The following is a 23,906-nucleotide window of genomic DNA, read 5'->3' on the forward strand; positions in this document are numbered from 1 at the left end:
GTTCAACGATCCGGCTAGTATGCCGCCATGGAAGCTTCAAAAGACATCGCTCGTCTCGTCGAAATCATGGCCGCATTGCGCGATCCTCAGTCCGGCTGTCCGTGGGACGTCAAACAGGATTTTCAGTCCATCAAGCCTTACACGATCGAGGAAGCCTATGAGGTTGCCGATGCGATCGAACGCGACGATCTTGACGATCTGTGCGACGAGCTCGGCGATCTTTTGCTGCAGGTCGTATTCCACGCCCGCATGGCCGAGGAAGCCGGCGCGTTCGATTTCGGCGATGTGGTGCACGCCATCACGCGCAAGATGATCAGGCGGCATCCGCATGTCTTTGCCGGCTCAAATGCCGACACACCAGAGGGTGTCAAACTGCAGTGGGAGGATATCAAGGCTGCGGAAAAGGCGGAGCGGGCCGAGCGTCGTCGTCAGCACGGCAGGACAGAGCAGGAGGCCACCGGTCTGCTGGATGGGGTGTCACGCGCCCTGCCCGCACTTTCCGAAGCGATCAAGCTACAGCATAAAGCCGCACGTGTCGGCTTTGACTGGAGCGAGGCTGCGCCGGTTCTGGCCAAGATCGAGGAAGAACTGGGCGAACTGCGCGGCGCATTGGAGCTTGGTGACAAGACCAAGGTCGAGGGCGAGTTTGGCGATCTTGTTTTTGCGCTGGTCAATTTGGGGCGTCACGTTGGCGCCGATCCGGAAATGGCGCTTCGCGGAACCAATGGCAAATTCCGCAAGCGGTTTGCCTTTATCGAAAAATCTCTTGGCGAAAATGGCGAGGACATAAAGGAAGCCACACTGGAGCGTATGGAGACGCTTTGGGGCGAAGCCAAGGCCCATGACTGAAAACACGTAAATCGGATACTCAGCTAAGCAGTTGCCGTCATCCGACCGTGTCGGACTCACGCCGGAATTCCTGGGTCGCACTCACGAACCATTTTCTGAAATCGGCAACGGACTTTCTGCGCGCCGTTTCCGGACGGAACAGGAGGCAGTAGCCGCCATAGGCCAGACCGATATCAGACAGTCTTTTGAGGCGCCCAGCCTGAACGTCGCCGGCCACGAGCTCCTCAGAGGCCAGCACAACGCCCTGCCCGGCCAAGGCGCCCTCAATTGCCAGTAACGATGCAAATGGCCTGGGCTTGTGAGGCAAGACGAAATCAACCAGCTCTGCCCTGGCGAACCATCGCGTCCAAAGCTGGCCTTTGTCCTCGTGCAGTAATTGATATTCGAGCAGGTCTTCGGGGTTGTCAGCCTTGCGAAACTCCGGGACACCATATGGATACATCGGAGACTGGGAAATCAGATCGAAACCGAGACCGTCCGGCGTCTGTTTGCAATGCCGTATTGCAAGATCAAACTCGTTGTTTTGGATGTCCGCAATATGTGCACTCGCTTCGAGCGTAACATCATGCTCGGGAAACCTTTCTTGAAAATCGCCCAAACGCGGCATCAGCCATTTCATCGCAAATGTCGGCTCACAGCTTATGGAAATCGACCCTTCCTGCTGTTGCCGCAGATCCTCGGCTGCCAGCGATATCTGGTCCAGCGCGGGTGTAACCTGTTCAAGAAACTTCCGGCCTGTTTCGGTTAGTTCGACACCGCGCGCAACCACCTTGAACAACTGGACACCAAGCTGCTGTTCAAGCCCGCGCACATGACGGCTGACGGCGGCATGAGTGACGTTCAGTTCCTCAGCGGCGCCAGTGAAACTCTGGCGGCGTCCCGCCGCCTCGAACGCACGTACCGCGTTCAGCTTGGGCAAATAGCGTGGCATGTGCTCATGTGACTTTTTCTAACACTACATGTCAAGTAACGGCGTTTGATTGACGGCAAATTGCGACCGATACTCCGTGAAGAAAATTTTACCGGACACAAGAAATGACTATGGAAATCAAACGCCTAGAGCGGCCCTTTCGCTCGGGATCAGAGTCCCGCGCGGATAAGCTGATACGCGAAATCTTAGGGGCGCTGGCTCACGCCCTCACCCGCCGGAAAAGGAAAAAGGAACTGTTGCAGCTTAACGGTCACCTGCTTCGTGACATTGGTCGAACAGGAGAACTGCCCGCCTCCGTCAAGAGACCCGGAGAAGACAGGAATGAACTCGATATTGAGATCAGGCGCAAATGGTGATGAACATCGCAACCCTACGGTTTTGGATTAAACGATGCGCAACTCCAAGGGCGCCGCTTGAAAAATTGAATGGATTGGTTCCACATATGCTTTCCCGATAATCAGCACTGGTCTCGACAACACGGAGCACGTCGACAATGCCTAAGGAACTCAAAGGAAGCTGCCTGTGCGGCCAGATCCGATACAAAATTCTCGGACCGCTGGTCGGTGTTCTCAATTGCCATTGCAGCATGTGCAGGAAATCTCACGGTGCGGCTTTCAGGACCAGGGCGGCTGTCAAAAGAGCCGATTTTCAATATCTTGAAGGTGAAAACCTGCTGACGCGGTATCAGTCGTCACCGGGTGAACATCGGACATTCTGCTCCGTTTGCGGCGCCAACATTGTTACCGAGTTCGATGCGGACCAGGAATGGCTGGGATTTGCGCTTGGTACGCTCGACGATGATCCCGGCGTAAAGCCGCAGCGCCATATATTTGTAGGCTCCAAAGCACCGTGGCACGACATCACTGACGATTTGCCTCAATGGCAGGCAATGCCCGATAGCTGACGATCAGTGCAAGACACACGGCATTCAGGGTCAAGAGCACCCGACAATTCGACCGTGGCAACAACTAACCGGCAACACGCCGACGCCGTTCGAACTCGGACATTTCATGTTCGGTAATTTCTACGTCCAGCGCAACGCTTCCGTCTTCCCGGTCTTCGCGTTCAAGTACCGACGCATGGTCGTAAAGCCAGGCCATGTGAGACATTTCATTCGCATTCAGCACGATCGTGTTGTTCAGCAGCACACCGGACAGCGTCTCCTCGATCAATTCGAGAAGCGTGTCGATACCCCTGCCCGTCACAGCCGAAACGGCGGCAACTTTCGTGTCGGTGGCAGATTGTGTCTGCAGCGCATCCACGGCGTCTTCAGGCAGAAGGTCGATCTTGTTCCATACTTCGATAATATCCGTGACGCCCGATCCCTGCTTGTTGACGCCAAGTTCGTCGAGGATGCGCAGAACATCCGCGCAATGGGCCTGGTTGTCCGGATCCGACATATCGCGCACATGGAGAATGAGATCGGCCTCGAGCACCTCTTCCAGGGTCGCCCTGAAGGCCGCGACCAGATGCGTCGGAAGATCCGAGATAAAGCCCACAGTGTCAGACAGGATAACCATGCGGCCGTGCGGCAGCGTCATGCGGCGCAAGGTCGGATCGAGCGTTGCAAACAACATGTCTTCGGCAAGAACGTCGGCACCCGTTATCTTGTTGAACAACGTGGACTTGCCGGCATTGGTATAGCCGACCAGGGCAATGACCGGATGCGGAACCTTCTTGCGTTTGGCGCGGTGCAGATGGCGGGTACGGCGCACCTGCTCGAGTTCGCGCTCCAGCTTGACGATCTTTTCCTGCAGTATGCGGCGGTCGGCTTCGATCTGGGTTTCACCCGGGCCGCCGAGGAAACCGGCCCCGCCCCGCTGTCGCTCAAGGTGGGTCCAACTGCGCACCAGCCGGCCCCTCTGGTAGTTCAAATGGGCGAGTTCGACCTGGAGCACCCCTTCCCTTGTCGATGCTCTGCGGCCGAAAATCTCGAGGATCAGACCGGTACGGTCAATGACCTTGGTCTTCCAGGCATTTTCAAGATTACGCTGTTGAACGGGTGTCAGCGGATGATCGACAATGACCAGCCCCGCGTCGAGGCTGACAAGGAGCCCTGCAATCTCGTCGACTTTTCCCGATCCGATCAACGTCGAAGGCCGAACGTTGTTCAGCACGACCGTACTGGCGTGGACGACATCAAGATCGATGGCTTCGGCAAGGCCCACTGCCTCGGCCAGACGGATATCACCCGGACGCGAAAGGCGTGCGATACCTTCGCCGGCATCTGATGAACCCGCGGATTTTAGAACCGGGACAAGCACGAACGCGCGCGTGGTATCCCCGCGCCCGTCTGTGTCTGCTTCGTCGTTTCGGGTCCCGATTGCGCTCTTGGACTGGTCAGCCTTCACGGCTCGCTTCTTCGCCTTCAAACATCTGTATAGGCTGGCCCGGCATTATCGTCGAAATCGCATGCTTGTAGACAAGTTGCGAATGGCCGTCCCGGCGCAGCAATACACAGAAATTGTCAAAAGATGTAACTACACCCGTCAGTTTTACTCCATTAATCAGGAATATTGTGAGGGGCACCTTTTGTTTTCTGACAGTGTTGAGAAATTGGTCCTGCAAATTCTGAGAACGCTCCGCCATTGCGCCAGTCTTCCTTGTCCTTATCGTTTTTTTCTTTTTGCACGGCTGTACCGCAACTCGATCGCGGGACTAACACTCCATGGCAGCAACCTGCCCTCCGAGTACACACCACTTTGTTGGTTATCAAATCGGCACCTGTTCCGCAATCTTAAAAACAGGCTTACCAACCGCAGGATTGTATGCAATTTGTTTTAATTTACTAGCGGTTGTACCAATACCGGACATTCAACACGGCGAATATGACCAGGACCTCCAACCGCCCGATGGTCATGATCAATATGGCAAGAAAATAGGTGACCGCATGCGGCAGTGACTGAAAAGCCGGCCAGTTGCTCAAAGTCGTATCCGACGCAATAGGACGCAGCGCATCGTAAACCGGGCTGGCATTTGAGAAAAAGGCGACAGACATGACAATGGCCGCTTCAAATCCGGTCGCAGTTAAGGCAATCAGCATCGCGCCGGTGCCCACAACAAGAATGGCGATGATAAAATAGGTCCATATTGCCTGCATGGATGGCCGGTCTATTGCCAGATCGCCAAATTTCAACCGGTCGACGCTGTTGGGATATATCAGACGGTTGAGTTCTGCGACGGTATAAATCCACATGGCTCCGATGCGAAAGACCTTGACCCCGCCCGATGTGGAATACACACCCGCACCGACAAACACGATCGCCAGCACAACGATGCTGGGCAAAAGCGCGATTACGCCGGGCCGCGTTTCAATACCACTGGTTGCCACAAGTGAAGAAGCGGTGAAAAAGCCCTCCTGAAGCGCGGCAATCAGCGTGCCGGGTACAGGGCCGCCCGAGACATCCACTATCCTTGCCGCATAGGCGATTGTAAGCGCAACAATGAGTGCGACAACGAATTTGGCTTCGAGGTTGTTCTGGAATATGCGTTGCGGCCGCCTCAGAATCTGCCGTCGCCAGAACACACTCATCGTTCCAAGGCAAAGGCCGAGTGCCATAATCGTGGCCGCGCCACGTCCGATATTTTCCTCCAGCGGACCGGCAAACGGCAGGAAGCCCCCAGTCGCAGCTGAGATCATGCCAAGCATCACCGCTTCGAGCGGCTTGACCCCGAAAACCAGCAGGCCGAGAAAAATGACGCCTGTCATCAACGTATATTGCAACACCAGCGTATTGTATGTTTCGAGCCTGAAAAGGCTCTCGTCAGGGTTTCCCGACAGCATTCGGCTGGTGCTGCCCTGCAGTCCGCCAAAGCCGGCTGGTGCCAGCACATGGATGATGGAAGCAAGCGTCAGAAAGCCACCGTACCATTCGGTCAGCGTGCGCCAGAACAACAAGCCTTTCGGAGCATGATCACGAACCAGAACCGATGCTCCGGAAGTGGTCAGGGCTCCAACGGCCTCGAACCAGGCGGGCATGAATGCAAGATCAGCCAGAACCATGAAGAAGATTGCGCCTATCAGCGGTGTTACTGCCCACACACCGACAAGAGCCAGATAGGTGAATGCCCGCTCCGTCTTCGCCACCCTGCCCGACAATGCGGTGATGACCGCAACCGCGATGAACGCGCCGACCGCAAAAAGCAGCAGCATATTGGTCGCGAGTTCTATTTCCGCATGCGCCACTGCGACAAGAACGGCGGGCACCAGCAGGATCAAAAGTCCCGCAACAGCCATAGTTATCAGGAAGAGCGCGCCGCCCATGCGATTAAAAGAATTCCAGGCTGACGCGAAACAACTGTTCAACGTGCCGCACGGATTCCGCCTTTGCCAGCAGCACGACGCGGTCGTTTGTCTTTATTTTGCTGTCGCCGTCCGGTCGAAGAACCTTGCCGTCCCGGTAAAGTGCGCCGATGCGGATTCCATGTGGCAGATCCAGATCGCGCAGCATGGTTCCGACAATTGGGGATGTATCAAGCGCCTGTGCCTCGATGACCTCCGCAGCACCCTGCTGGACGCTGTGAACAGCAAGGATACGTCCCCTGCGCACGTGCTGCAGAATGCGGGAGATGGTGACGGCCCTCGGATTGACGTGAGCGTCGATACCCAATGTCTTGGTAAAGTCGAGAAATGCCGGGCTGTTTATGAGAGCAAGATTCGATTTGCATCCCAATCTCTTTGCCATGACGCTGGACAGGATATTTACCTGATCGTCATTGGTCAGCGCCACCATCAGGTCCGCATCCTGAATATCGGCCTCGACCAGGATCTGCTGATCGAGCGAGGATCCGTTCAGAACAACCGTCCGGTTCAGGTCGTCGGCAATGCTGACTGCCCTTTCCCGATGGTACTCGATAATTTTTACCTTTGTGCGCGGCTGCCTTTCCTCGATCGTCTTGGCAACAAAAAAACCGATATTTCCGCCGCCGGATATGACGATGCGGGTGGCTTCCGGTTCTTCGTGGCCAAAGAGACCGAGGGTTCTGCGTACGTGGTTGCGGTCGCAAATGACATAGGCCAGATCGCCGGTAATGAGCTGATCAGAGGAATGTGGAACGATCAGATGGCCATTGCGCCAGACACCGGTCACCGTCGCCGTCAAATCCGGAAACAGGTCGCTGAGCTGTTCCAGCGGCGTGTTGACCACAGGGCAGTCCTCAAGGCACTCGATGGCGACCATTGCAATCGAATCTTCCGAAAACCGCACGGCATCATTGGCGCCCGGCAGCGCGATGCGCCGCAGAACCATCTGCCCGACCTCGATTTCCGGGGAAATGACGACGTCGATCGGCATATGTTCACGCGAAAAAAGATCCGAGTAGTGCGAGGCAAGGTAACTCTGGGCTCTGATTCTGGCGATCTTCGTTGGCACGTTGAAGAGAGAATGGGCCACCTGACAGGCAACCATGTTGACCTCATCGTATAGCGTGACCGCGATGATCATGTCGGCCTGGTCAGCACCCGCTTGGGCGAGCACCTCCGGATGGGCGCCGTGGCCGACATAGCCCCTGACATCGAGAGATTCGCGAATGGCATGAATAAGCGGCGGCGACGTGTCGATCACCGATACGTCGTTGTCTTCGGTCGACAGTCGTTCTGCTATGCCGTAACCGACCCGCCCCGCCCCGCAGATGATGACTTTCATGCCGTTCGGCCCCTAACCGCTTGTTCCATAAAGTATCCCGAATGTTACATCAGGCACTTTAAGGCCTAAGTCCCTTACCGAGTCTTATAGACCAAGCGTTTTCAGCTTTCTATGCAGCGCCGATCTTTCCATGCCAACGAATTCGGCCGTTTTCGAAATATTCCCGCCGAACCGGTTGATCTGAGCCACCAGATATTCACGCTCAAACAGTTCCCGCGCCTCTCTCAGCGGCAATGTCATGACATGGTTTTCGTCCTGACCGGATACGTTCGGCAGCATTTCACCGATTTCCTTGGGTAGCATATCAGCGCTGATGGCACTGTTGCTGCTGTCGCTGCGGGTCAGAATCATCAGTCTTTCGATGTTGTTTCTGAGCTGCCGAATATTTCCCGGCCAGTCATGAGCCTGCAATACCGCCATGGCATCATCGCCGATCGGCCGCACCTTTATGCCCACCTGCTCGCTGATCTGTTTCATGAATTGGTCGACGAGGAACGGTATATCTTCCCGCCGTTCGGCAAGCGACGGTACCCGCACCGGAACAACGGCGAGACGATGATAGAGATCCTCTCTGAAATTTCCTTCGCCGATAAGGTGTTCGAGGTTGCGCGAGGTTGACGAAATGACGCGGATATCGACACTGACGCGTTTTGTGCCGCCGACCCTTTCGAATTGCTGGTCGACGAGGACGCGCAGGATTTTGTTCTGTGTTCCTTTGGGCATGTCGGCGATCTCGTCGAGATACAAAATGCCTCCATGAGCTTCTTCAAGCGCGCCAACCTTGCGTTCCTGACCGTTTCCGGCCTCGGTACCAAAAAGCGCAATTTCCATGCGCTCGGGCGTAATTGCCGCGGCATTAAGCGCTACGAACGGCCCGTCGGACCGGGTTGAATGGCGATGGATTAGCCGAGCGACCAGTTCCTTGCCGGAACCTGACGGCCCCAGGATCATGATCCTGCTGTTGGTAGGTGCAACCTTTTCAATCAGCTGCCTGAGCTGCGAAATGGCCACTGACGTTCCCGTAAGATCGACAGGATCGCCGGACCGCCGCTTCAACTCATCCACTTCACGTTTCAGGCTTGATGTTTCGAGCGCCCGCTCGGCGACCAGCACAAGCCTGTCAGCCTTGAACGGCTTTTCGATGAAGTCATAGGCTCCGCGCCGTATGGCCGACACCGCCGTTTCAATATTGCCGTGACCGGAGATCATCACAACAGGAAGATGCGGATGCCGCGTCTTGATCTCGTCAAGAAGGGCGAGGCCGTCAAGGGTGCTTCCCTGCAGCCAGATATCGAGAAACACCAGCCGCGGAACACGTTCCGCTATCGACTGGAGCGCACTGTCGCTGTCTCCGGCAGTGCGGGTTTCATGACCCTCATCGGACAGGATCCCGGAAACCAGTTCACGGATATCCTCTTCGTCATCGACAACAAGTATGTCAGACGCCATCTGCTCTTATCTCTCCCATCGAGTTAGAGTCGTTCGAAGCCATTCCCGTCGGCAGGTTGACGCGGATCATGGCGCCGCCATTTGCGTCAAAATCGCGTGGCGCATCGTGGAGTTCGAGCACGCCACCGTGTTCATCGATGATCTTCTTGACGATCGCCAAGCCTAACCCTGTGCCTTTATCGCGCATGGTCATGTAGGGTTCGAAAATCCGGTTTCGGTTTTCCACCGGCAGGCCCTTGCCATTGTCAATCACGTCCACCTGCAGGCTCCCATCGTGTGCCCGCGTGGCGCGAACCATCACTCTGCGTCCATTTCTGTTCTGATTTGCTGCAATAGAATCAATTGCTTCTGTCGCATTTTTAATCAAATTTCCAAATGCCTGACCGAGCATGCGTGAATCGAAAAAACCAATCAGCGGATCGTCACCGAGTTCCTTTGTGAATTCGATGTCGTTGCGACCCATTTCGCGCAGGAATATGGCGTCCTTGAGAATTTCACGCAGATCGTGTTTTTCCTTCGCCGGTTTGGGCATGCGCGCAAATGCGGAAAACTCATCGACCATCCGCCCGATGTCTTCAACCTGGCGCACGATCGTATCCGTACACTGATCGAATACGGCGCGGTCATCGTCTGAAATCTGTTTTCCGTATCGCCGTCTGATGCGCTCTGCGGACAGTTGTATCGGAGTCAGCGGGTTCTTGATTTCATGGGCGATGCGTCGAGCCACTTCCGCCCAGGCGGTTGAACGCTGTGCAATCACCAGATCGGTGATGTCATCCAGCGTAATGACATAGGATTCCAGACCCTGATGCGGCCCTTCCTGGGTGGCTTGTACATTAAGTGCGCGCTCCTTGCCGTTGCGCATCACGGTAATCTGGCTCCGGTATTCGCGGCGGTGCCACAGAGCGGCACTGGCAAGCACCGGAGCAACCTCCGGCGCCACTTCGGCAAGCAGTTTGCCGACGAGCTGATTTTGCTCGACACCAAGCATGATTTCCGCAGATCGATTGGCAATCGAGATGAGCCCGTCATCGTGGACACCGATAACGCCGGCCGTAACGCCGGAAAGAACGGCCTCCGTGAACCTGCGGCGGTCGTCCATCTCGTCACGCGCTGATAAAATCTCATCGCGCTGGACTCGAACCTCTTCGATCATATTGTTGAATGTTTTGGATAAATTTCCAACGTCACCATCAGATGCCTTGACCGGCACACGCACGTCGAGATCACCACTGGCGACATCGTCCGCAGCGCCGATCAGCATCCGGATCGGCCGGACAATACGGTCTGCCACGGCAATAGCAGTCCAGATCGCCGATAAGAGAACGATCAGGGCGAACCCGAGGTAAAGGATGGCAAATGCGAGCTGAATGGGCCGGCGGTCCTGTTCCAGCGCCTTGTATTCCTCGGTGTTTTCTTCCATCAGACGCATCGATTGTATGACCGCCGGGTCAACCGCCCGGATCGTATAGAGGAATGCGCCCGGAATGTTCTGAAGTTTGATGACGGCGCCGACGAGGTTGGTCGACCCCGGAGGAATAAGTGCCGGCTCACCTTTTGCAGCAGCCTTCAGTGCGGTGACTGGCACGTCAGGAAGAGGATTGTCGGTCGGAATTTCAGCCCGGGCAATTGTACTTCCGTCTTCGCGTATCACGCTTGCTGCAAGCAGGCCTCTTCCGATCGCCTGACGCGTGACAAGCACGTTGAACCCCGTCCGGTCCAGGCTATAGAGCGTTCGAGCAGAATCCAGATCATTCGCCATCGAAACGGTCTGGCCCTGAAGGTAGCGTGCATTTTCATTTACATAGGCCTCGGCAACACTGAGGGAGGAGTTGACGATTTCCTTGGTCCTGAGGGAGAACCAGCGGTCAAGGCCGATGTCGAGCGTAATACTTGCGACAATGGCAACCAGGATGGCCGGAAGTATTGCGACCACGCTGAAAAGCCCAATTATGCGCACGTGAAGCCGTGACGCAGCACGTCCCCGCCTGCGCGCGGCGATGATATTGGCGACTTCGCGAACAATGAGACCGATCAGGGCGGCAACAAACAGCAGATTGACAATAACAGCCGTCAGCACCACCTCATTGCGTGGCGCAATTGGTGTCAATCCCATAAGGACGATGAAAGAAGCGATCGCGCATACAAGGGCGCACACGACGATAATGATGCCCGGCAGTGCCAGCACCTTGCGCCGGTCATTCTTTTTTGACGGCGAAGACGCTCCCGCGTCCGCAGGTGATAGAGTTTCGCCGACTGTCATCGGGCCCCCGGGTATCAAAATCTGACTACTTCACGATTCGGTGCGCCGCACCTTCGCGTTGCCATAATGCAACGCATTGTGGCGAAAATGCAACGCTAGTGAAAGCGGGTCAAGCGCTTCGCGGAGACCGGTAAACGGAAACGCCAAGTTCCCGGATTTTTTTTCTCAGAGTATTTCTGTTCAGGCCAAGCAATTCCGCTGCTTTTATTTGATTGCCCTGCGTTGCCGTCAAGGCCGCCAACACCAATGGGTATTCAACTTCTTCAAGCACTCTGTGATAGAGTCCCGGCGGCGGCAAATCGGCGCCAAATTGAGCGAAATAGCGCCGCATATTGTCTTCGACCGCCTGTGCGATGGTCGCCGAATTCGGCACCGCGCTAATGGGGCTGACTGCATCATCCCCGCTTTCACTCTGCAGCTCGGTCTGGACGATTTCCGAGGTAATCGCATCCTGCGGGTAAAGCGCTGTAATGCGACGGATGAAATTCTCCAATTCGCGTACATTTCCCGGCCATAGATACTGTTTGAGCTGATCGATCGCCGAGCCCTCAAAACGTTTTGCCTGAAGCCCTTCCTTTTCCGCGGCATTGCTGAAATGGCGGACAAGATCGGGAATATCCTCTGCACGGTCGCGCAGGGGCGGCAATCGCAGCGGCACGACATTGAGGCGGTAAAACAAATCCTCCCGAAATAGACCCTGATTTATGGATGTTTTCAGGTCCTTGTTCGTTGCCGCAACGATACGCACATCCGTGCTGATGGGCGTTCGCCCGCCAACTGTCGTATATTCACCCTGTTGCAGAACCCTCAGCAAACGTGTTTGCGCATCCATCGGCATGTCGCCGATCTCGTCGAGGAACAGCGTTCCCCCTTCCGCTTGCTCGAAGCGGCCGCTCGATCGGCTCTGCGCGCCAGTAAACGCGCCTTTTTCATGCCCGAACAGTTCAGACTCGATCAGATCCCGTGGGATTGCAGCCATATTGATGGCGACAAAGGGGCCGTTGCGGCGCTTTCCATAATCGTGGAGTGCGCGCGCCACCAGCTCTTTGCCGGTTCCCGATTCACCGGTGATCATCAGTGTCAGATCGGTCTGCATCAGACGCGCAAGCACCCGGTAGATTTCCTGCATGGCGGTGGACCTGCCCACAAGCGGCATCCCCTCACCCAGGTCGTCTTCTCGTTCGACCGCCGCCTTTTTGGGTTCCGACAAAGCCCGGCCGACAATCGAGATCATCTCAGTCAGGTCAAACGGCTTCGGCAGGTACTCATAGGCGCCACGCTCGGATGCCCTGATCGCCGTCATAAAGGTGTTTTGCGCACTCATGACCAGAACAGGCAGCTCTGGCCTGGCCTTCTTGATGCGCGGCAGCAGATCGAAGGCATTTTCATCGGGCATGACGACATCGGTGATGACAAGGTCGCCATCGCCGGAGGCAACCCAGCGCCAAAGCGTTGCGGCATTTGAAGTTATACGGACATCGTAGCCGGCGCGTGAGAGCGCCTGATTGAGCACGGTTCTGATGGCCGCATCGTCGTCGGCAACGAGGACGGTGGCTTTGCTCATCAATTTGCCTCCCCGGCGTCTGAATTGTTGTCCTTCGATGCGGGCATCAGGATACGAAAAACGGTTTTGCTGGCCTGGCTGTCGCACTCGACGATACCGCCATGGTCGCCGACAATTTTGGCGACCAGCGCTAGTCCGAGGCCCGAGCCGTTGATCTTTGTGGTAATGAAGGGATCGAACAGATGTTGCAGTATATCCGGCGGAACACCGGGGCCATTATCCTGTACGCAAAATTCCAGCGGCAAAGAAACCTTTTCGCTTGCCCCCGGTACCGATAACCGAATGCCGGGCCGGTAGGCCGTCGTCAGTGTGATTTCTCCGGAAGACTGGTTGCCGAGCGCTTCACTGGCGTTTTTGATCAGGTTGAGAAAGACCTGAACCAGCTGATCGCGGTTGGCGAAAACCGGCGGAAGTGATGGATCGTAATTCTCTACAATTCTGATTTTCTTTGCGAAACCGGCCAGCGCGACCGCTTTCACATGATCAAGCACCGCGTGGATGTTGACCGGCTCGCGGTCAACCGGCCGTTCATCAGAAAATATCTCCATCCGGTCGACAAGCGAGACGATACGGTCCGTTTCGTCGCGAATTAGGCGGGTGAGCGCGCGATCATCGTCGGTGACCGATGATTCGAGCAGCTGGGCGGCACCGCGAATGCCCGAAAGTGGATTCTTGATTTCATGCGCAAGCATCGATGCCAGTCCGGTGACGGATCTTGCCGCTGCCCTGTGCGTCAACTGGCGATCGATCTTGTCTGCCATGGATCGTTCCTGGAACAGGACAACCACCGAACCCGCCTGGTCGGTAACCGGTGCCACATAAAGGTCAACCAGCCGATCGCTTCCAAGCTTCGGAGAACTGACGTCAACGCGGTATTCATTGACCGGCGCGCGGCGCGCACGCACCTGTTCGATAAGGGCAAGCAGCGGGCTGCCAAAGGGGATATATGCATCCAGTTTGCGGCGGGAAAGATGCGCCCGGCTGGCGCCAAAAAACGATTCCGCCTCCCAGTTGGCAAACGAAATGTAACTGTCTTCGTCGACCATGATTACGGGATGCCGTATCGCATTCAATACAATGTTTGCAGCCTCGGCCGGAACATCAACGGGGGCATCGACGACGCTCATGCCGCGGCCTTCTTTACTACAGAGCCATCGGCTGTTTCGGCAAACGCCATGACGAGATTGCTCACGACTGCGTCTGCTTTGCAGGCGGTCATGAGACGAACCTTGAGGTCCTGCGGGCAGCCAGGCACATGGCGGTCGAGATACCAGCTGAGATGCTTGCGGAAGTGCCGCACGCCGACATCCGCGCCGTGGTGCGCAATATTCATTTCGTAGTGCTCAAGCACGATCTCGAGTATTTCAGACCGGGATATTGGAGCGTTTCGCGCACCCGCCAGTTGACCGACAAGCCACGGCCTGCCCTGCGCGGCTCTGCCGATCATCACGGCATCAGCCCCGCTCAGTTCCATGATCCGCTCGACATCCTCGCTGTTCTCAACATCGCCGTTGGCCGTCAGTGGAATATTAATGACCTCACGCACGGCACGTATGGCATTCCAGTCCGCACGGCCCTTATAGAACTGGCTGCGGGTACGGCCATGAACCGTAATCATCTGCGCGCCAGCGAGCTCTGCCCGGTGTGCCAGCTCGGGTGCGTTCATGGAGTTCTCATCCCAGCCAAGTCGCATCTTGACGGTGACCGGCACCTTGACGGCAGCAACGGTCGCCTCGATCAGTTCGAGCGCATGATCGGGATCGCGCATCAGCGCCGAACCGGAATAACCGCCGGTAACTTTCTTGGCCGGGCAACCCATGTTGATGTCGATTATGTCAGCGCCGTTGGCCTCCGCAATGATCGCCGCTTCACGCATCCACCTGGCCTCCCGTCCGGCCAGTTGCACCATGTGCGGAGTAATGCCTTCGCCCTGCAGCCGCACCCAGGATTCGTTTCGGTCGCATACGAGTTCACGGCTCGCAACCATCTCCGTTACGACCAACCCGGCGCCGTATCGCCAGGCCAGGCGCCGGAACGGCAGATCGCTTATGCCGGACATCGGCGCCAGGACCGCCCTATTGCGAATCCGTACCGGTCCGATATCGAAGGATTGTTCGATCATTTCACACCTGCACTAAAATCGTGCAACATTTAGTCTTGCATACTTTTTATGCAATCCAATGAATTTTGCAAGCGAATTGTATGCGATTGCGGTGGTAAATTAGCATCAACACAGCTACAGCATCTTTGTATGAGCCGCATATAGGGTGACCATGTCGGAAATTGGAACAATCGGAGCTGTTATCGTCTCGGCCGGCCGGGGCGAGCGGGCGGGCAACGCCGAAGAAGGCCCCAAGCAATATCGCAAAATCGGCGGCCGGGAGGTGTTGTCCTGGACGCTGGAGACCTTCCAAAAACACCCTCGCATCGGACAGATTGCAGTCGTCATTCACCCGGACGACCAGGTTCTATTTTCCCGTGCCGTTGAAAAGCTGGGTTCACCCATCTCACTCATCATTGTCGAAGGAGGTGCGGAGCGGCAGGACTCCGCGCTGAAGGGCCTTGAGGCTCTTAGCGAGGCTGGACTCACCCATGTCCTCATCCACGACGGAGTGCGTCCGTTTGCCGACAGCTCACTGATAGACAGGGTTCTGGAAGGACTTGAGGAGGGATCAAAGGCTGTTCTGCCGGCTGTGGCAGTCGCCGACACACTCAAAAAGTCCACCGATGGAAACGTTGTTGAAGAAACCGTACCCCGTTCCGACCTGCATGCCGCACAGACCCCGCAGGGATTTGAATTCTTTTCCATTTTGGACGCCCACCGCAAAGCCGCACAGCAGATGCAAACGGCATTTACCGACGACAGCGCCATCGCCGAATGGGTCGGCATTCCGGTCCGGATAGTCAAGGGCGATCCGGAAAACGTCAAGCTGACCGTTGCAAGGGACATCGAATTGGCAGATCAAAAAATGAGATCGGAAACCGGTCGCGCAGCAGCATTGCCGGATGTTCGGACCGGAAACGGTTACGACGTCCATGCGCTTGTTGCGGGCGATTCAGTTACGCTGTGTGGTATCGCCGTTCCTCACGACAAGGCACTGTCCGGGCACTCCGACGCCGACGTCGCCTTGCATGCGCTGACCGACGCGCTGCTTGCGACCTGCGGACAGGGTGATATCGGCGATCACTTCCCGCCCAGCGATCCTCAGTGGAAGGGTGCTGATTCCCGAATATTCCTGAGACACGCTGCCGATATTGCCGCTGCCGCCGGTGGGACAATCACGAATGCCGATGTCACGCTCATCTGCGAGGCACCCAAGATCGGACCGCACCGGCATGCAATGCGCGAAAACCTCGCCGAAATATTGGGCATCGAAATAGAGCGTTGTTCAGTTAAAGCGACAACAAACGAAAAAATAGGTTTCGTTGGACGTCGCGAAGGCATTGCCGCCATTGCCACCGCCACTGTCGTGTACGGAACCGCTTGAAATGACAGATTTGGCCCACCTCGCACAGACGCTTGTGTCGCAGCTTACGCGAACTGGTAAGATGGTTGCGACGGCGGAATCGTGCACCGGCGGAATGATTGCATCCACCATAACGGATATAGCAGGATCTTCGAACGTTCTCGACCGCGGTTTCGTGACATATTCCAACGAGGCTAAGCAGGACATGATCGGTGTTTCGCCAGCAACGCTGGATGCCCACGGGGCCGTGTCCGCGCAAACAGCCATTGAAATGGCTGAAGGCGCCCTCGCCCGTTCACGAGCGGAATTTGCCGTATCCGTGACCGGTGTCGCCGGCCCCGGTGGCGGTTCTTATGAAAAGCCCGTCGGGCTCGTTCATATGGCTCTTGCGGCCCGCGGTGGCGCCACGAAACATACGGAGCTGCGCTTCGGTGATATCGGGCGCGATGCGATACGCAAGGCCACTGTTTCAGAGGCCTTAAAGGCGCTCATTGCCGCTGATAAGGATGCAAGCTAGCAAGCGTTGTCAGTGCCCCAGCCCGCGCTGAAGGTCTTCAGCGGTCAATACGGGCTGGATTTCAATGGATGCGTCCACCGATGCGAAGAACGGCTCGTTGATCGCGGCCATGCGCGCCTGGTCCGTTTCCTCGAAAATGACAATGCCCATGCGTTTGCCGTCTTCGAGGGCAAAATAGGACGCTTCGGCATTGACTGTCTCGACAAGGGTTTGGATAGCCTTGCCCAGGGTTCCGTCCTTTGCCGCCTGGTTTCCCCGTTCAACGGGAATGGTGAATTTGAACATCAGGCGCATGGGTTCCTCCCGGTTATGATCGCGTCAAATATGCAGTCCGTGCCCGAGGGCAAGCATCGCGGCTTCCTGGATGCCCTCGCCCTGGGTCGGATGCGCGTGAATGGTTGATGCAATGTCCTGCAGGCAGGCGCCCATCTCGAGGGCCAGCGAGAATGACGAAGCAAATTCGGAAATATTCTTGCCGACGGCCTGAATACCGAGAACCAGCTCATTGTCCTTGCGGGCAACCACCCGGACGAACCCGGCATCCGCTTCAAGCGTCATGGCCCGGCCGAGAACGGGCAGCGGAAATTTCCCGATCGCGACTTCATGGCCTGCATCCTGTGCCTCTTGCGGCGAAAGTCCAACCGAAACAATTTCGGGGTCGGTGAAACACACTGCCGGAATAGCGGCCGGCTCAAAGACACGGCGCTTGCCCGCAATAAGTTCTGCCACCACTTCCCCTTGCGCCATGGCGCGGTGCGCCAGCATGGGCTCGCCCGTTACGTCACCAATGGCAAACACATCGGTCATGGACGTGCGGCACTCATTGTCGATATCGATGAAACCGTCCTTCATCGTCAGGTGCAATTCCCGCAGCCCCCAGCCGTCGAGGCGCGGTTTGCGGCCCACCGTCACCAGCACCTTGTCGGCATCCAGCTTCGTGGTTTTATTATCAGAATCAACCGCTTCGACAGCCGTGCCTTTGGCATTCATCGCGCCGGCATAGGTGCTGAGACGAACGTCCACCCCCAGCTTCTTGAGTTGCCTGGAGACAACGTTTGCAATCTCCTTGTCGTATTGCGGCAGCAATTGTTCGCTAGCCTCGAGCACGGTCACCTTTGAGCCCATCTTTGCGAATGCCGTACCAAGCTCAAGCCCGATATAACCACCGCCGACCACGACCAGGTTTTTGGGAAGTTCCTCCAGCATAAGGGCCTGCGTCGACGAAATGACATTGCCGCCGAAGGGCAGCCCTTCCAGTTCGACCGGTTCGGAACCGGGTGCCATGACGACGAATTTTGCCTTAATCTGAAAGGACTCTTTTTCCGCCGCCACGCTGCAAGTCTTGCCGTCGCGCATGCGCGCTTGTCCGTTAATGACAGTCACGCCGGCTTTTTTGAGGAGTGAAGTCACCCCGCCATTGAGCCGGCGGACGATGTCGTCTTTCCACTCCACCGCACCAATCAGGTCAACAACCGGCGCCTTCACGGAAATGCCCGGCGCCTTGCCTTTCGAGGCCTTCACGACTTTTTCGAATTCATCGGCGATGTGGATCATCGCTTTTGACGGGATACAACCGACATTAAGGCAAGTCCCGCCGACGGATTTCTTTTCGACGAGGATCGTGTCGAGCCCCAACTGTCCGGCGCGGATCGCCGTTACATATCCGCCGGGTCCACCGCCGATCACCAGCACTTCGCACGAAAGATAATTCATTTACGGCTCCATGAAGAGTGTTGCGGGGGTCTCCAGCGAGCCTCGAATGTGCTGGATGAATTCCGCCGCATCCCATCCGTCGATGATGCGATGATCGAACGACGAAGACAGGTTCATGATCTTACGAGGCACGAATGTGCCATCCTGATAGACCGGCCGCATGGCGATCTTGTTGACGCCGACGATCGCCACCTCCGGACTGTTGATGACCGGTGTCGAAACGATGCCGCCGATTGTTCCAAGGCTGGTCAGGGTTATGGTTGAGCCGGTCAGTTCTTCGCGTGTTATCGTTCCGTCGCGGGCTGCATTGGCAAGGCGCTGCGCTTCCGCTGCAATGTCCCAGATATCGCGCGCCTCTGCATTGCGCACGACTGCAACCATGAGGCCGTTAGCCGTCTGCACGGCCATGCCGATGTGCGCTGCACCGAACTGGCGTACGATCCCGGCTTCATCCTCGAAATGCGCACTCAGCTTTGGATGGGCCCTTAACGCCTTGACCATGGCACGCATGATAAACGGCAGGATGGTCAGTTTCGGCTGGTCTTCCCGCTTTGTCTTGTTGAGATGCGCCCGCAATTCCTCCAGCTCCGTCATATCCACTTCATCGACGTAGGTGATGTGGGGGATGCGACTCTTGGCGTCCTGCAAGCGTTCGGCAATTTTTCGCCGTAAGCCGATAACCTTGGTTTCGGTAATGGTGTTGTTCGGCTGGAAGGAGCTTGTCACCGGCTCAGCCTTGCCGGCGATATAGGTATCAAGGTCCTCATGCAGGATCCGGCCCGCAGGACCGCTGCCGCGGACATAGACAAGCTCAATGCCGGCGTCCATTGCACGTTTGCGAACGCTTGGCGAAGCCAACGATTTTTCGCCTTCCGGCCTCGGCGGTCCGTTGGTGGCCGGGATCGACCGAACAGGCTTTGGTGCTGCAACCGGCGTCACGGGAGGTGCTTCCGCAACTGGTTCTTTTTCCACTGCCTTTTCGGGCTCGGGCATGGTCTCTTTCTTGACGGGAGCAGCCTTCGCCGGTTTCTTCTTCGGCGTGTCACCGGCGCCCTCGACCTCGATGGTAACAATCGCTGCACCGACAGCCGTCATTGCACCGATTTCGCCATCGATCGAGACGATCTTGCCTTCGACGGGCGAAGGAATTTCGACGGTTGCCTTGTCGGTCATGACCGCGGCAAGGACGTCGTCCTCCCGCACCTGGTCGCCGACCGCAACATTCCATTCGACGATTTCGGCTTCCGTTATGCCCTCGCCGACATCGGGCATTTTTATCGTGTGAACGCCCATTATGCTGCCTCCGTCAGTTCTTTAAGCGCCCGCCCGACCCGTTCCGGGCCCGGGAAATATTGCCACTCCTGCGCATGTGGATAGGGTGTGTCCCAACCGGTCACGCGCTCGATCGGCGCCTCCAGGCTGTAAAAACAATGTTCCTGTATCTGCGCCGCGAGTTCGGCTCCAAAACCTGAGGTTAGCGTCGCCTCGTGAAGAACCATACAGCGGCCGGTTTTTTTCACCGACGCGGCGATGGTTTCGATATCGAGCGGCAACAGTGTCCGAAGATCGACGATTTCAGCATCAATGCCGGATTCCTGGGCCGCAGCTTCCGCCACGAAACACATGGTACCGTAGGTGATTATGCTGACAGCCGACCCTTCACGCCGTATGGCCGCCTTTCCGATCGGCAGCGTATAATGCCCCTCGGGAACATTGCCCAGCGGATGCGTCGTCCAGTTCTGCGCAGGACGATCGTGGTGACCGTCAAAGGGACCGTTATACAGGCGTTTCGGCTCAAAGAAGACAACCGGATCGTCATCCTCGATGGCGGCGATCAGGAGCCCCTTAGCGTCATAGGGCGTGGACGGCATGATGGTTTTCAGACCGGATACATGCGTGAACAGCGCTTCCGGGCTCTGGCTGTGCGTCTGTCCGCCGAAAATGCCGCCGCCGACAGGGCTGCGTATAGTGATCGGCGCGGTGAAGTCGCCGGCTGAACGATAACGGATACGCGCAGCCTCTGAAACGATCTGGTCATAGGCCGGATAGATGTAATCGGCAAACTGGACCTCGATGCAGGGCCGAAGACCATAGACGGCCATACCGATCCCCGCACCGACAATACCGCTTTCGTTGATCGGGCTGTCGAACACCCTCGACGATCCGTATTTTTTCTGCAGACCGGCCGTGCAGCGGAACACGCCGCCGAAGTAGCCGACATCTTCGCCGAAGACCACGACGTTCTCGTCGCGCTCCATTGTCACGTCCATGGCGCTGCGGATGGCTTCGATCATTGTCATCTGAACCATCGCTTACACTCCCATCTTCTGACGCTGGGCAAGCAGATGCGGCGGCATTTCCTTGTAGACATCCTCGAAGATGTCCCGCGCGCTGGAACCGCCGCCCATGACACCATAGGATTCCGCCTCCTTGGCGGAGACGCGCATTTCCTCGTCGAACTCGGCCTCGGCCTGGAGATGGCGCTCCTCGGACCATAGACCGATTTTGATCAGATGGTTCTTGAGCCTCAGGACCGGATCACCAAGCGGCCAGGCTTCGGATTCCTCGCGGGGCCTGTATTTGCTCGGGTCGTCAGACGTCGAATGGGGCGCGACACGATAGGTAACCCACTCAATGAGTGTCGGTCCAAGATTGCGCCTGGCGCGCTCGATCGCCCATTTTGAGACTGCATGAACAGCCATAAAGTCGTTCCCGTCGACGCGCAGGGACGGAATACCGTATCCAAGCGCCCGCTCGGCAAAGGTGGCCTGATCGCCGCCGGCTATGCCCTGGAAGGATGAGATCGCCCACTGGTTATTGACGATATTGAGCACCACCGGCGGCTGGTAGACGGAAGCATTGACCAGAGCGGCGTGAAAATCGCTTTCGGCTGTTGAGCCGTCTCCGATCCAGGCCGAAGCGATCTTGGTATCGCCCTTGATGGCTGAAGCCATTGCCCAGCCGACCGCGTGGATGTACTGGGTGCCGAGATTGCCGGAGATCGTAAAAAAACCGTACTCTTTTGCGGAATAAAGAACCGGCAATTGACGGCCGTGCAACGGATCGCGCGCATTGGAGAGGATCTGGCAGATCATATCGACGACCGGGTAGTCCTGAGACAAAAGCAGGCCCTGCTGACGATATGTGGGGAAATTCATGTCCCCTTGCGACAGCGCCAGTTGGTGACCGATGGCAATCGCTTCTTCGCCCGTGCACTTCATGTAGAAAGACGTCTTGCCCTGGCGCTGCAATGTCATCATGCGCTCATCGAATGCGCGGGTTCGCAGCATGGAGCGCAAGCCGTGCAGCAGCGTCTCCTTGTCGAATTCCTCGGCCCAGGGACCAACCGCCTCCCCATCCCTGTTCAGGACGCGGATCATCGTCGTCGCCAGATCCTTGATGTCGTGGGCGTCGGTATCGATGCCGGGTTTTCGGACCGTACCGGCCTTGGGAACTTCGAAATCGGAAAAATCGGGTTCGTCACCCGGACGAACGGGTGGCTCGGGCACTTTAAAGGAAAGCGGGCCGTAGTCGTTCATGAGTGTCTCGCTTTCTGGTCTGGGGCTGCAAGCAGCGACAACCTTTAATTACGACAACATTACTGACCTATATGATGCGCCGGTTTGGCTGACCCGACAATAGCGCCTTTGAAAATGGATTGTATATGGCGCAGCCTGTGCATGACCTTTGCGCTCATTGCGCAAAGCAGGCTAATTTTGTTCTTTCATTGCGCGAAAGGAAACAACAAAGCCGTCGCAGCGTGGAATCAACTGCCATTTCGGGTGCTTGCTCTAGCCGAAAATCTCGTCAGCACGCTCTTCGAAGGCTTCGGCGAATTTGTGGAAAGCACGGTCGAACATGGTGCCCATCAGCGCGCCCAGCATGCGGCTTTTGAATTCATAGTCGATAAAGAACGACACGTCGCAGCCGCCCTCACCCGCGGGTTCGAATATCCATCGGTTGTTGAGATAACGAAACGGCCCGTCGAGATATTTGACGTCGATGACTGAATCGTCCGGACTGAGCAGAACCTGGCTGGTGAAGGTCTCGCGAATGGCTTTGTAGCCGACCGTCATGTCGGCAATCAGCAGCGTTTTTGTGTTGCGCTCTTTTCGTGTGCGGACCTTCAGTCCCTCGCACAGCGGCAGAAATTCCGGGTATTTTTCGATATCGGCCACCAGCTCAAACATATGTTCGGGCGTATGGGCGACAAAACGCTTGGTATCAAATTTTGGCATAAGAAGGCGTCTTGAGCGTCACATCGTCATTCCTGCGCGCGCCGCCCTTGCTGCCTGCAGCTTGGCAAAATCATCGCCGGCGTGGTGGGAAGAGCGGGTCAGCGGGCTTGCCGACACCATCAGAAAACCCTTCGAATAAGCAATAGTCTCATATGATTTGAACTCGTCGGGCGTGACGAACTTTTCCACCTTGTGGTGCTTTTTCGTTGGCTGCAGATATTGTCCGATCGTCAGGAAGTCGACATCGGCAACGCGCAGGTCGTCCATCAGTTGGAGAACCTCGTTCCGCTCTTCACCGAGCCCGACCATGATGCCCGATTTGGTGAACATGTCGGGATCGATTTCCTTGACACGCTGCAGCAACCTGATCGAGTGGAAATAACGCGCACCCGGCCGTACTGTCAGATAATTCGACGGAACGGTTTCAAGGTTATGGTTGAAAACGTCCGGCCGTGCTCTGACGACAGTTTCAAGCGCCCCTTCCTTGCGCAGGAAATCCGGCGTCAGGATTTCGATTGTCGTTGACGGCGATGCCTCGCGGATAGCCGTAATCGTGTCGACGAAATGCTGTGCGCCTCCGTCGGCAAGATCGTCGCGGTCTACGGAAGTGACGACGACGTGGTTGAGGCCCATCTGATGCACGGCCTTGGCAACGTTTTCAGGTTCATTCGCATCCAGCTGCGAAGGTTTGCCGGTCGAAACGTTGCAAAAGGCGCAGGCACGCGTGCAGATTTCACCCATGATCATGAAGCTGGCATGCTTTTGCTGCCAGCAACCACCGATATTAGGGCAGCCGGCCTCTTCGCAAACCGTGACCAGGTTGTTCGACTTCACGATGTCGCGGGTTTCCTTGTAGCCCTTGGATGTTGGCGCTTTTACGCGAATCCAGTCAGGCTTGCGCATGACCTCATTGTCAGGCCGGTGCGCCTTTTCAGGATGCCGAACGCGCTTTTCGCGCGCTACCGTATCAACAACTGTGACCATGGGAGAAACCCTTCACATCAAATGCGTAATCAGCGGCCAGCCAATAGCGCAAACAACCACAATATGACAATGGCACCAACGGTCGCGACGATCAGATTGCCGACAAAGCCGAAGAACACGATGCCCAGGCTTTGCGCCAGAAAACCGCCGACAAATGAACCGATAATGCCGACCACCAGGTTCTTGATCAGCCCGTGGTTCCTGTTCATGACCTTTTCGGCGATAAATCCGGCCAGAAGACCGACAATCAAAAAACCGATAATGCTCATTTCAGCACTCCCCTGTT

At 56.6% G+C, this 23,906-nt stretch carries 22 protein-coding genes; 4 read left to right on the top strand and 18 right to left on the bottom strand.

Features of this window, described 5'->3' with window-relative positions; translation table 11 throughout:
- Positions 1-27 precede the first annotated feature (27 nt).
- A complete protein-coding gene (gene mazG / locus ABVT35_RS11210) occupies positions 28-849 on the top strand; it encodes a nucleoside triphosphate pyrophosphohydrolase (protein WP_368466505.1) in 822 nt (273 codons plus the stop codon).
- A 37-nt stretch (positions 850-886) separates the two neighbouring features.
- On the opposite strand, the gene ABVT35_RS11215 is transcribed toward mazG, so the two are convergent.
- Positions 887-1,780, bottom strand: a complete 894-nt coding sequence (locus ABVT35_RS11215) for a LysR substrate-binding domain-containing protein (protein ID WP_368466506.1) — start codon at positions 1,778-1,780, stop codon at positions 887-889.
- Positions 1,781-2,273: 493 nt separating this feature from the next.
- On the opposite strand from ABVT35_RS11215, the gene ABVT35_RS11220 reads away from it, so the two are divergent.
- Entirely contained in the window at positions 2,274-2,684 is a 411-nt protein-coding gene (locus ABVT35_RS11220; protein ID WP_368466507.1) for a GFA family protein, read from the top strand.
- A gap of 64 nt (positions 2,685-2,748) precedes the next feature.
- Here the strand turns inward: ABVT35_RS11220 and hflX are convergent, their stop codons facing one another.
- The 9 genes from hflX to dusB form a co-directional block, all read right to left on the bottom strand.
- The gene (gene hflX / locus ABVT35_RS11225; protein ID WP_368467846.1) at positions 2,749-4,104 is read right to left on the bottom strand and encodes a GTPase HflX; all 1,356 of its coding nucleotides are present in this window, start codon (positions 4,102-4,104) and stop codon (positions 2,749-2,751) included.
- Between the two features lie 16 nt (positions 4,105-4,120).
- Positions 4,121-4,369 (bottom strand): RNA chaperone Hfq, encoded by a 249-nt coding sequence (gene hfq / locus ABVT35_RS11230; protein WP_136657327.1) that lies wholly within the window; start codon positions 4,367-4,369, stop codon positions 4,121-4,123.
- Between the two features lie 199 nt (positions 4,370-4,568).
- On the bottom strand, positions 4,569-6,044 hold the full coding sequence (locus ABVT35_RS11235) for a hypothetical protein (protein WP_368466508.1): 1,476 nt from the start codon (positions 6,042-6,044) through the stop codon (positions 4,569-4,571).
- 4 nt (positions 6,045-6,048) lie between these two features.
- Positions 6,049-7,425: a Trk system potassium transporter TrkA gene (gene trkA / locus ABVT35_RS11240; protein WP_368466509.1), complete on the bottom strand. Its 1,377-nt coding sequence runs from the start codon at positions 7,423-7,425 to the stop codon at positions 6,049-6,051.
- A gap of 84 nt (positions 7,426-7,509) precedes the next feature.
- Positions 7,510-8,874 carry a sigma-54-dependent transcriptional regulator gene (locus tag ABVT35_RS11245; protein WP_368466510.1) on the bottom strand — a complete coding sequence of 455 codons (1,365 nt, stop codon included), beginning with the start codon at positions 8,872-8,874 and terminating at the stop codon, positions 7,510-7,512.
- Positions 8,864-11,137 carry an ATP-binding protein gene (locus tag ABVT35_RS11250; RefSeq protein WP_368466511.1) on the bottom strand — a complete coding sequence of 758 codons (2,274 nt, stop codon included), beginning with the start codon at positions 11,135-11,137 and terminating at the stop codon, positions 8,864-8,866. Before ABVT35_RS11250 ends, ABVT35_RS11245 begins: the two co-directional genes overlap by 11 nt.
- 109 nt (positions 11,138-11,246) lie before the next feature.
- Positions 11,247-12,701 (bottom strand): nitrogen regulation protein NR(I), encoded by a 1,455-nt coding sequence (gene ntrC / locus ABVT35_RS11255; RefSeq protein ID WP_368466512.1) that lies wholly within the window; start codon positions 12,699-12,701, stop codon positions 11,247-11,249.
- Entirely contained in the window at positions 12,701-13,828 is a 1,128-nt protein-coding gene (locus ABVT35_RS11260) for a nitrogen regulation protein NR(II) (RefSeq protein WP_368466513.1), read from the bottom strand. The genes ntrC and ABVT35_RS11260 overlap by 1 nt, the downstream gene beginning before the upstream one ends.
- Positions 13,825-14,823 carry a tRNA dihydrouridine synthase DusB gene (gene dusB / locus ABVT35_RS11265; protein ID WP_368466514.1) on the bottom strand — a complete coding sequence of 333 codons (999 nt, stop codon included), beginning with the start codon at positions 14,821-14,823 and terminating at the stop codon, positions 13,825-13,827. The genes ABVT35_RS11260 and dusB overlap by 4 nt, the downstream gene beginning before the upstream one ends.
- A 151-nt stretch (positions 14,824-14,974) precedes the next feature.
- Between dusB and ABVT35_RS11270 the strand changes: the two genes are divergently transcribed.
- On the top strand, positions 14,975-16,189 hold the full coding sequence (locus tag ABVT35_RS11270; RefSeq protein ID WP_368466515.1) for a bifunctional 2-C-methyl-D-erythritol 4-phosphate cytidylyltransferase/2-C-methyl-D-erythritol 2,4-cyclodiphosphate synthase: 1,215 nt from the start codon (positions 14,975-14,977) through the stop codon (positions 16,187-16,189).
- 1 nt (position 16,190) lies between these two features.
- A complete protein-coding gene (locus ABVT35_RS11275; protein ID WP_368466516.1) occupies positions 16,191-16,685 on the top strand; it encodes a CinA family protein in 495 nt (164 codons plus the stop codon).
- A 9-nt stretch (positions 16,686-16,694) separates the two neighbouring features.
- Here ABVT35_RS11275 and ABVT35_RS11280 read toward each other — a convergent pair whose 3' ends face one another.
- From ABVT35_RS11280 to ABVT35_RS11315, 8 genes are all read right to left on the bottom strand, one after another.
- Complete coding sequence (locus ABVT35_RS11280) at positions 16,695-16,979, bottom strand: DUF3303 family protein (RefSeq protein ID WP_368466517.1); 285 nt, start codon at positions 16,977-16,979, stop codon at positions 16,695-16,697.
- Between the two features lie 24 nt (positions 16,980-17,003).
- Positions 17,004-18,398 carry a dihydrolipoyl dehydrogenase gene (gene lpdA, locus ABVT35_RS11285; RefSeq protein ID WP_368466518.1) on the bottom strand — a complete coding sequence of 465 codons (1,395 nt, stop codon included), beginning with the start codon at positions 18,396-18,398 and terminating at the stop codon, positions 17,004-17,006.
- On the bottom strand, positions 18,399-19,691 hold the full coding sequence (locus tag ABVT35_RS11290) for a dihydrolipoamide acetyltransferase family protein (RefSeq protein WP_368466519.1): 1,293 nt from the start codon (positions 19,689-19,691) through the stop codon (positions 18,399-18,401).
- Complete coding sequence (locus ABVT35_RS11295; protein WP_368466521.1) at positions 19,691-20,707, bottom strand: alpha-ketoacid dehydrogenase subunit beta; 1,017 nt, start codon at positions 20,705-20,707, stop codon at positions 19,691-19,693. Before ABVT35_RS11295 ends, ABVT35_RS11290 begins: the two co-directional genes overlap by 1 nt.
- 3 nt (positions 20,708-20,710) lie before the next feature.
- A complete protein-coding gene (locus tag ABVT35_RS11300) occupies positions 20,711-21,937 on the bottom strand; it encodes a 3-methyl-2-oxobutanoate dehydrogenase (2-methylpropanoyl-transferring) subunit alpha (RefSeq protein WP_368466522.1) in 1,227 nt (408 codons plus the stop codon).
- Between the two features lie 252 nt (positions 21,938-22,189).
- Positions 22,190-22,636 (bottom strand): type II toxin-antitoxin system RatA family toxin, encoded by a 447-nt coding sequence (locus tag ABVT35_RS11305; RefSeq protein WP_368466523.1) that lies wholly within the window; start codon positions 22,634-22,636, stop codon positions 22,190-22,192.
- Positions 22,637-22,654: 18 nt separating this feature from the next.
- The gene (gene lipA / locus ABVT35_RS11310; protein ID WP_368466524.1) at positions 22,655-23,620 is read right to left on the bottom strand and encodes a lipoyl synthase; all 966 of its coding nucleotides are present in this window, start codon (positions 23,618-23,620) and stop codon (positions 22,655-22,657) included.
- A gap of 29 nt (positions 23,621-23,649) precedes the next feature.
- On the bottom strand, positions 23,650-23,889 hold the full coding sequence (locus tag ABVT35_RS11315; RefSeq protein ID WP_368466525.1) for a GlsB/YeaQ/YmgE family stress response membrane protein: 240 nt from the start codon (positions 23,887-23,889) through the stop codon (positions 23,650-23,652).
- Positions 23,890-23,906 lie beyond the last annotated feature (17 nt).

This window comes from Hoeflea sp. TYP-13, assembly GCF_040932035.1.
GTDB lineage: Bacteria > Pseudomonadota > Alphaproteobacteria > Rhizobiales > Rhizobiaceae > Hoeflea_A.

Bases quoted from the DNA above. Each gene is read 5' to 3' on its own strand.
- mazG (WP_368466505.1), top strand. From the start codon at position 28: ATGGAAGCTTCAAAAGACATCGCTCGTCTCGTCGAAATCATGGCCGCA.
- ABVT35_RS11215 (WP_368466506.1), bottom strand. From the start codon at position 1,780: ATGCCACGCTATTTGCCCAAGCTGAACGCGGTACGTGCGTTCGAGGCG.
- ABVT35_RS11220 (WP_368466507.1), top strand. From the start codon at position 2,274: ATGCCTAAGGAACTCAAAGGAAGCTGCCTGTGCGGCCAGATCCGATAC.
- hfq (WP_136657327.1), bottom strand. From the start codon at position 4,369: ATGGCGGAGCGTTCTCAGAATTTGCAGGACCAATTTCTCAACACTGTC.
- ABVT35_RS11235 (WP_368466508.1), bottom strand. From the start codon at position 6,044: ATGGGCGGCGCGCTCTTCCTGATAACTATGGCTGTTGCGGGACTTTTG.
- trkA (WP_368466509.1), bottom strand. From the start codon at position 7,425: ATGAAAGTCATCATCTGCGGGGCGGGGCGGGTCGGTTACGGCATAGCA.
- ABVT35_RS11245 (WP_368466510.1), bottom strand. From the start codon at position 8,874: ATGGCGTCTGACATACTTGTTGTCGATGACGAAGAGGATATCCGTGAA.
- ABVT35_RS11250 (WP_368466511.1), bottom strand. From the start codon at position 11,137: ATGACAGTCGGCGAAACTCTATCACCTGCGGACGCGGGAGCGTCTTCG.
- ntrC (WP_368466512.1), bottom strand. From the start codon at position 12,701: ATGAGCAAAGCCACCGTCCTCGTTGCCGACGACGATGCGGCCATCAGA.
- ABVT35_RS11260 (WP_368466513.1), bottom strand. From the start codon at position 13,828: ATGAGCGTCGTCGATGCCCCCGTTGATGTTCCGGCCGAGGCTGCAAAC.
- dusB (WP_368466514.1), bottom strand. From the start codon at position 14,823: ATGATCGAACAATCCTTCGATATCGGACCGGTACGGATTCGCAATAGG.
- ABVT35_RS11270 (WP_368466515.1), top strand. From the start codon at position 14,975: ATGTCGGAAATTGGAACAATCGGAGCTGTTATCGTCTCGGCCGGCCGG.
- ABVT35_RS11275 (WP_368466516.1), top strand. From the start codon at position 16,191: ATGACAGATTTGGCCCACCTCGCACAGACGCTTGTGTCGCAGCTTACG.
- ABVT35_RS11280 (WP_368466517.1), bottom strand. From the start codon at position 16,979: ATGCGCCTGATGTTCAAATTCACCATTCCCGTTGAACGGGGAAACCAG.
- lpdA (WP_368466518.1), bottom strand. From the start codon at position 18,398: ATGAATTATCTTTCGTGCGAAGTGCTGGTGATCGGCGGTGGACCCGGC.
- ABVT35_RS11290 (WP_368466519.1), bottom strand. From the start codon at position 19,691: ATGGGCGTTCACACGATAAAAATGCCCGATGTCGGCGAGGGCATAACG.
- ABVT35_RS11295 (WP_368466521.1), bottom strand. From the start codon at position 20,707: ATGGTTCAGATGACAATGATCGAAGCCATCCGCAGCGCCATGGACGTG.
- ABVT35_RS11300 (WP_368466522.1), bottom strand. From the start codon at position 21,937: ATGAACGACTACGGCCCGCTTTCCTTTAAAGTGCCCGAGCCACCCGTT.
- ABVT35_RS11305 (WP_368466523.1), bottom strand. From the start codon at position 22,636: ATGCCAAAATTTGATACCAAGCGTTTTGTCGCCCATACGCCCGAACAT.
- lipA (WP_368466524.1), bottom strand. From the start codon at position 23,620: ATGGTCACAGTTGTTGATACGGTAGCGCGCGAAAAGCGCGTTCGGCAT.
- ABVT35_RS11315 (WP_368466525.1), bottom strand. From the start codon at position 23,889: ATGAGCATTATCGGTTTTTTGATTGTCGGTCTTCTGGCCGGATTTATC.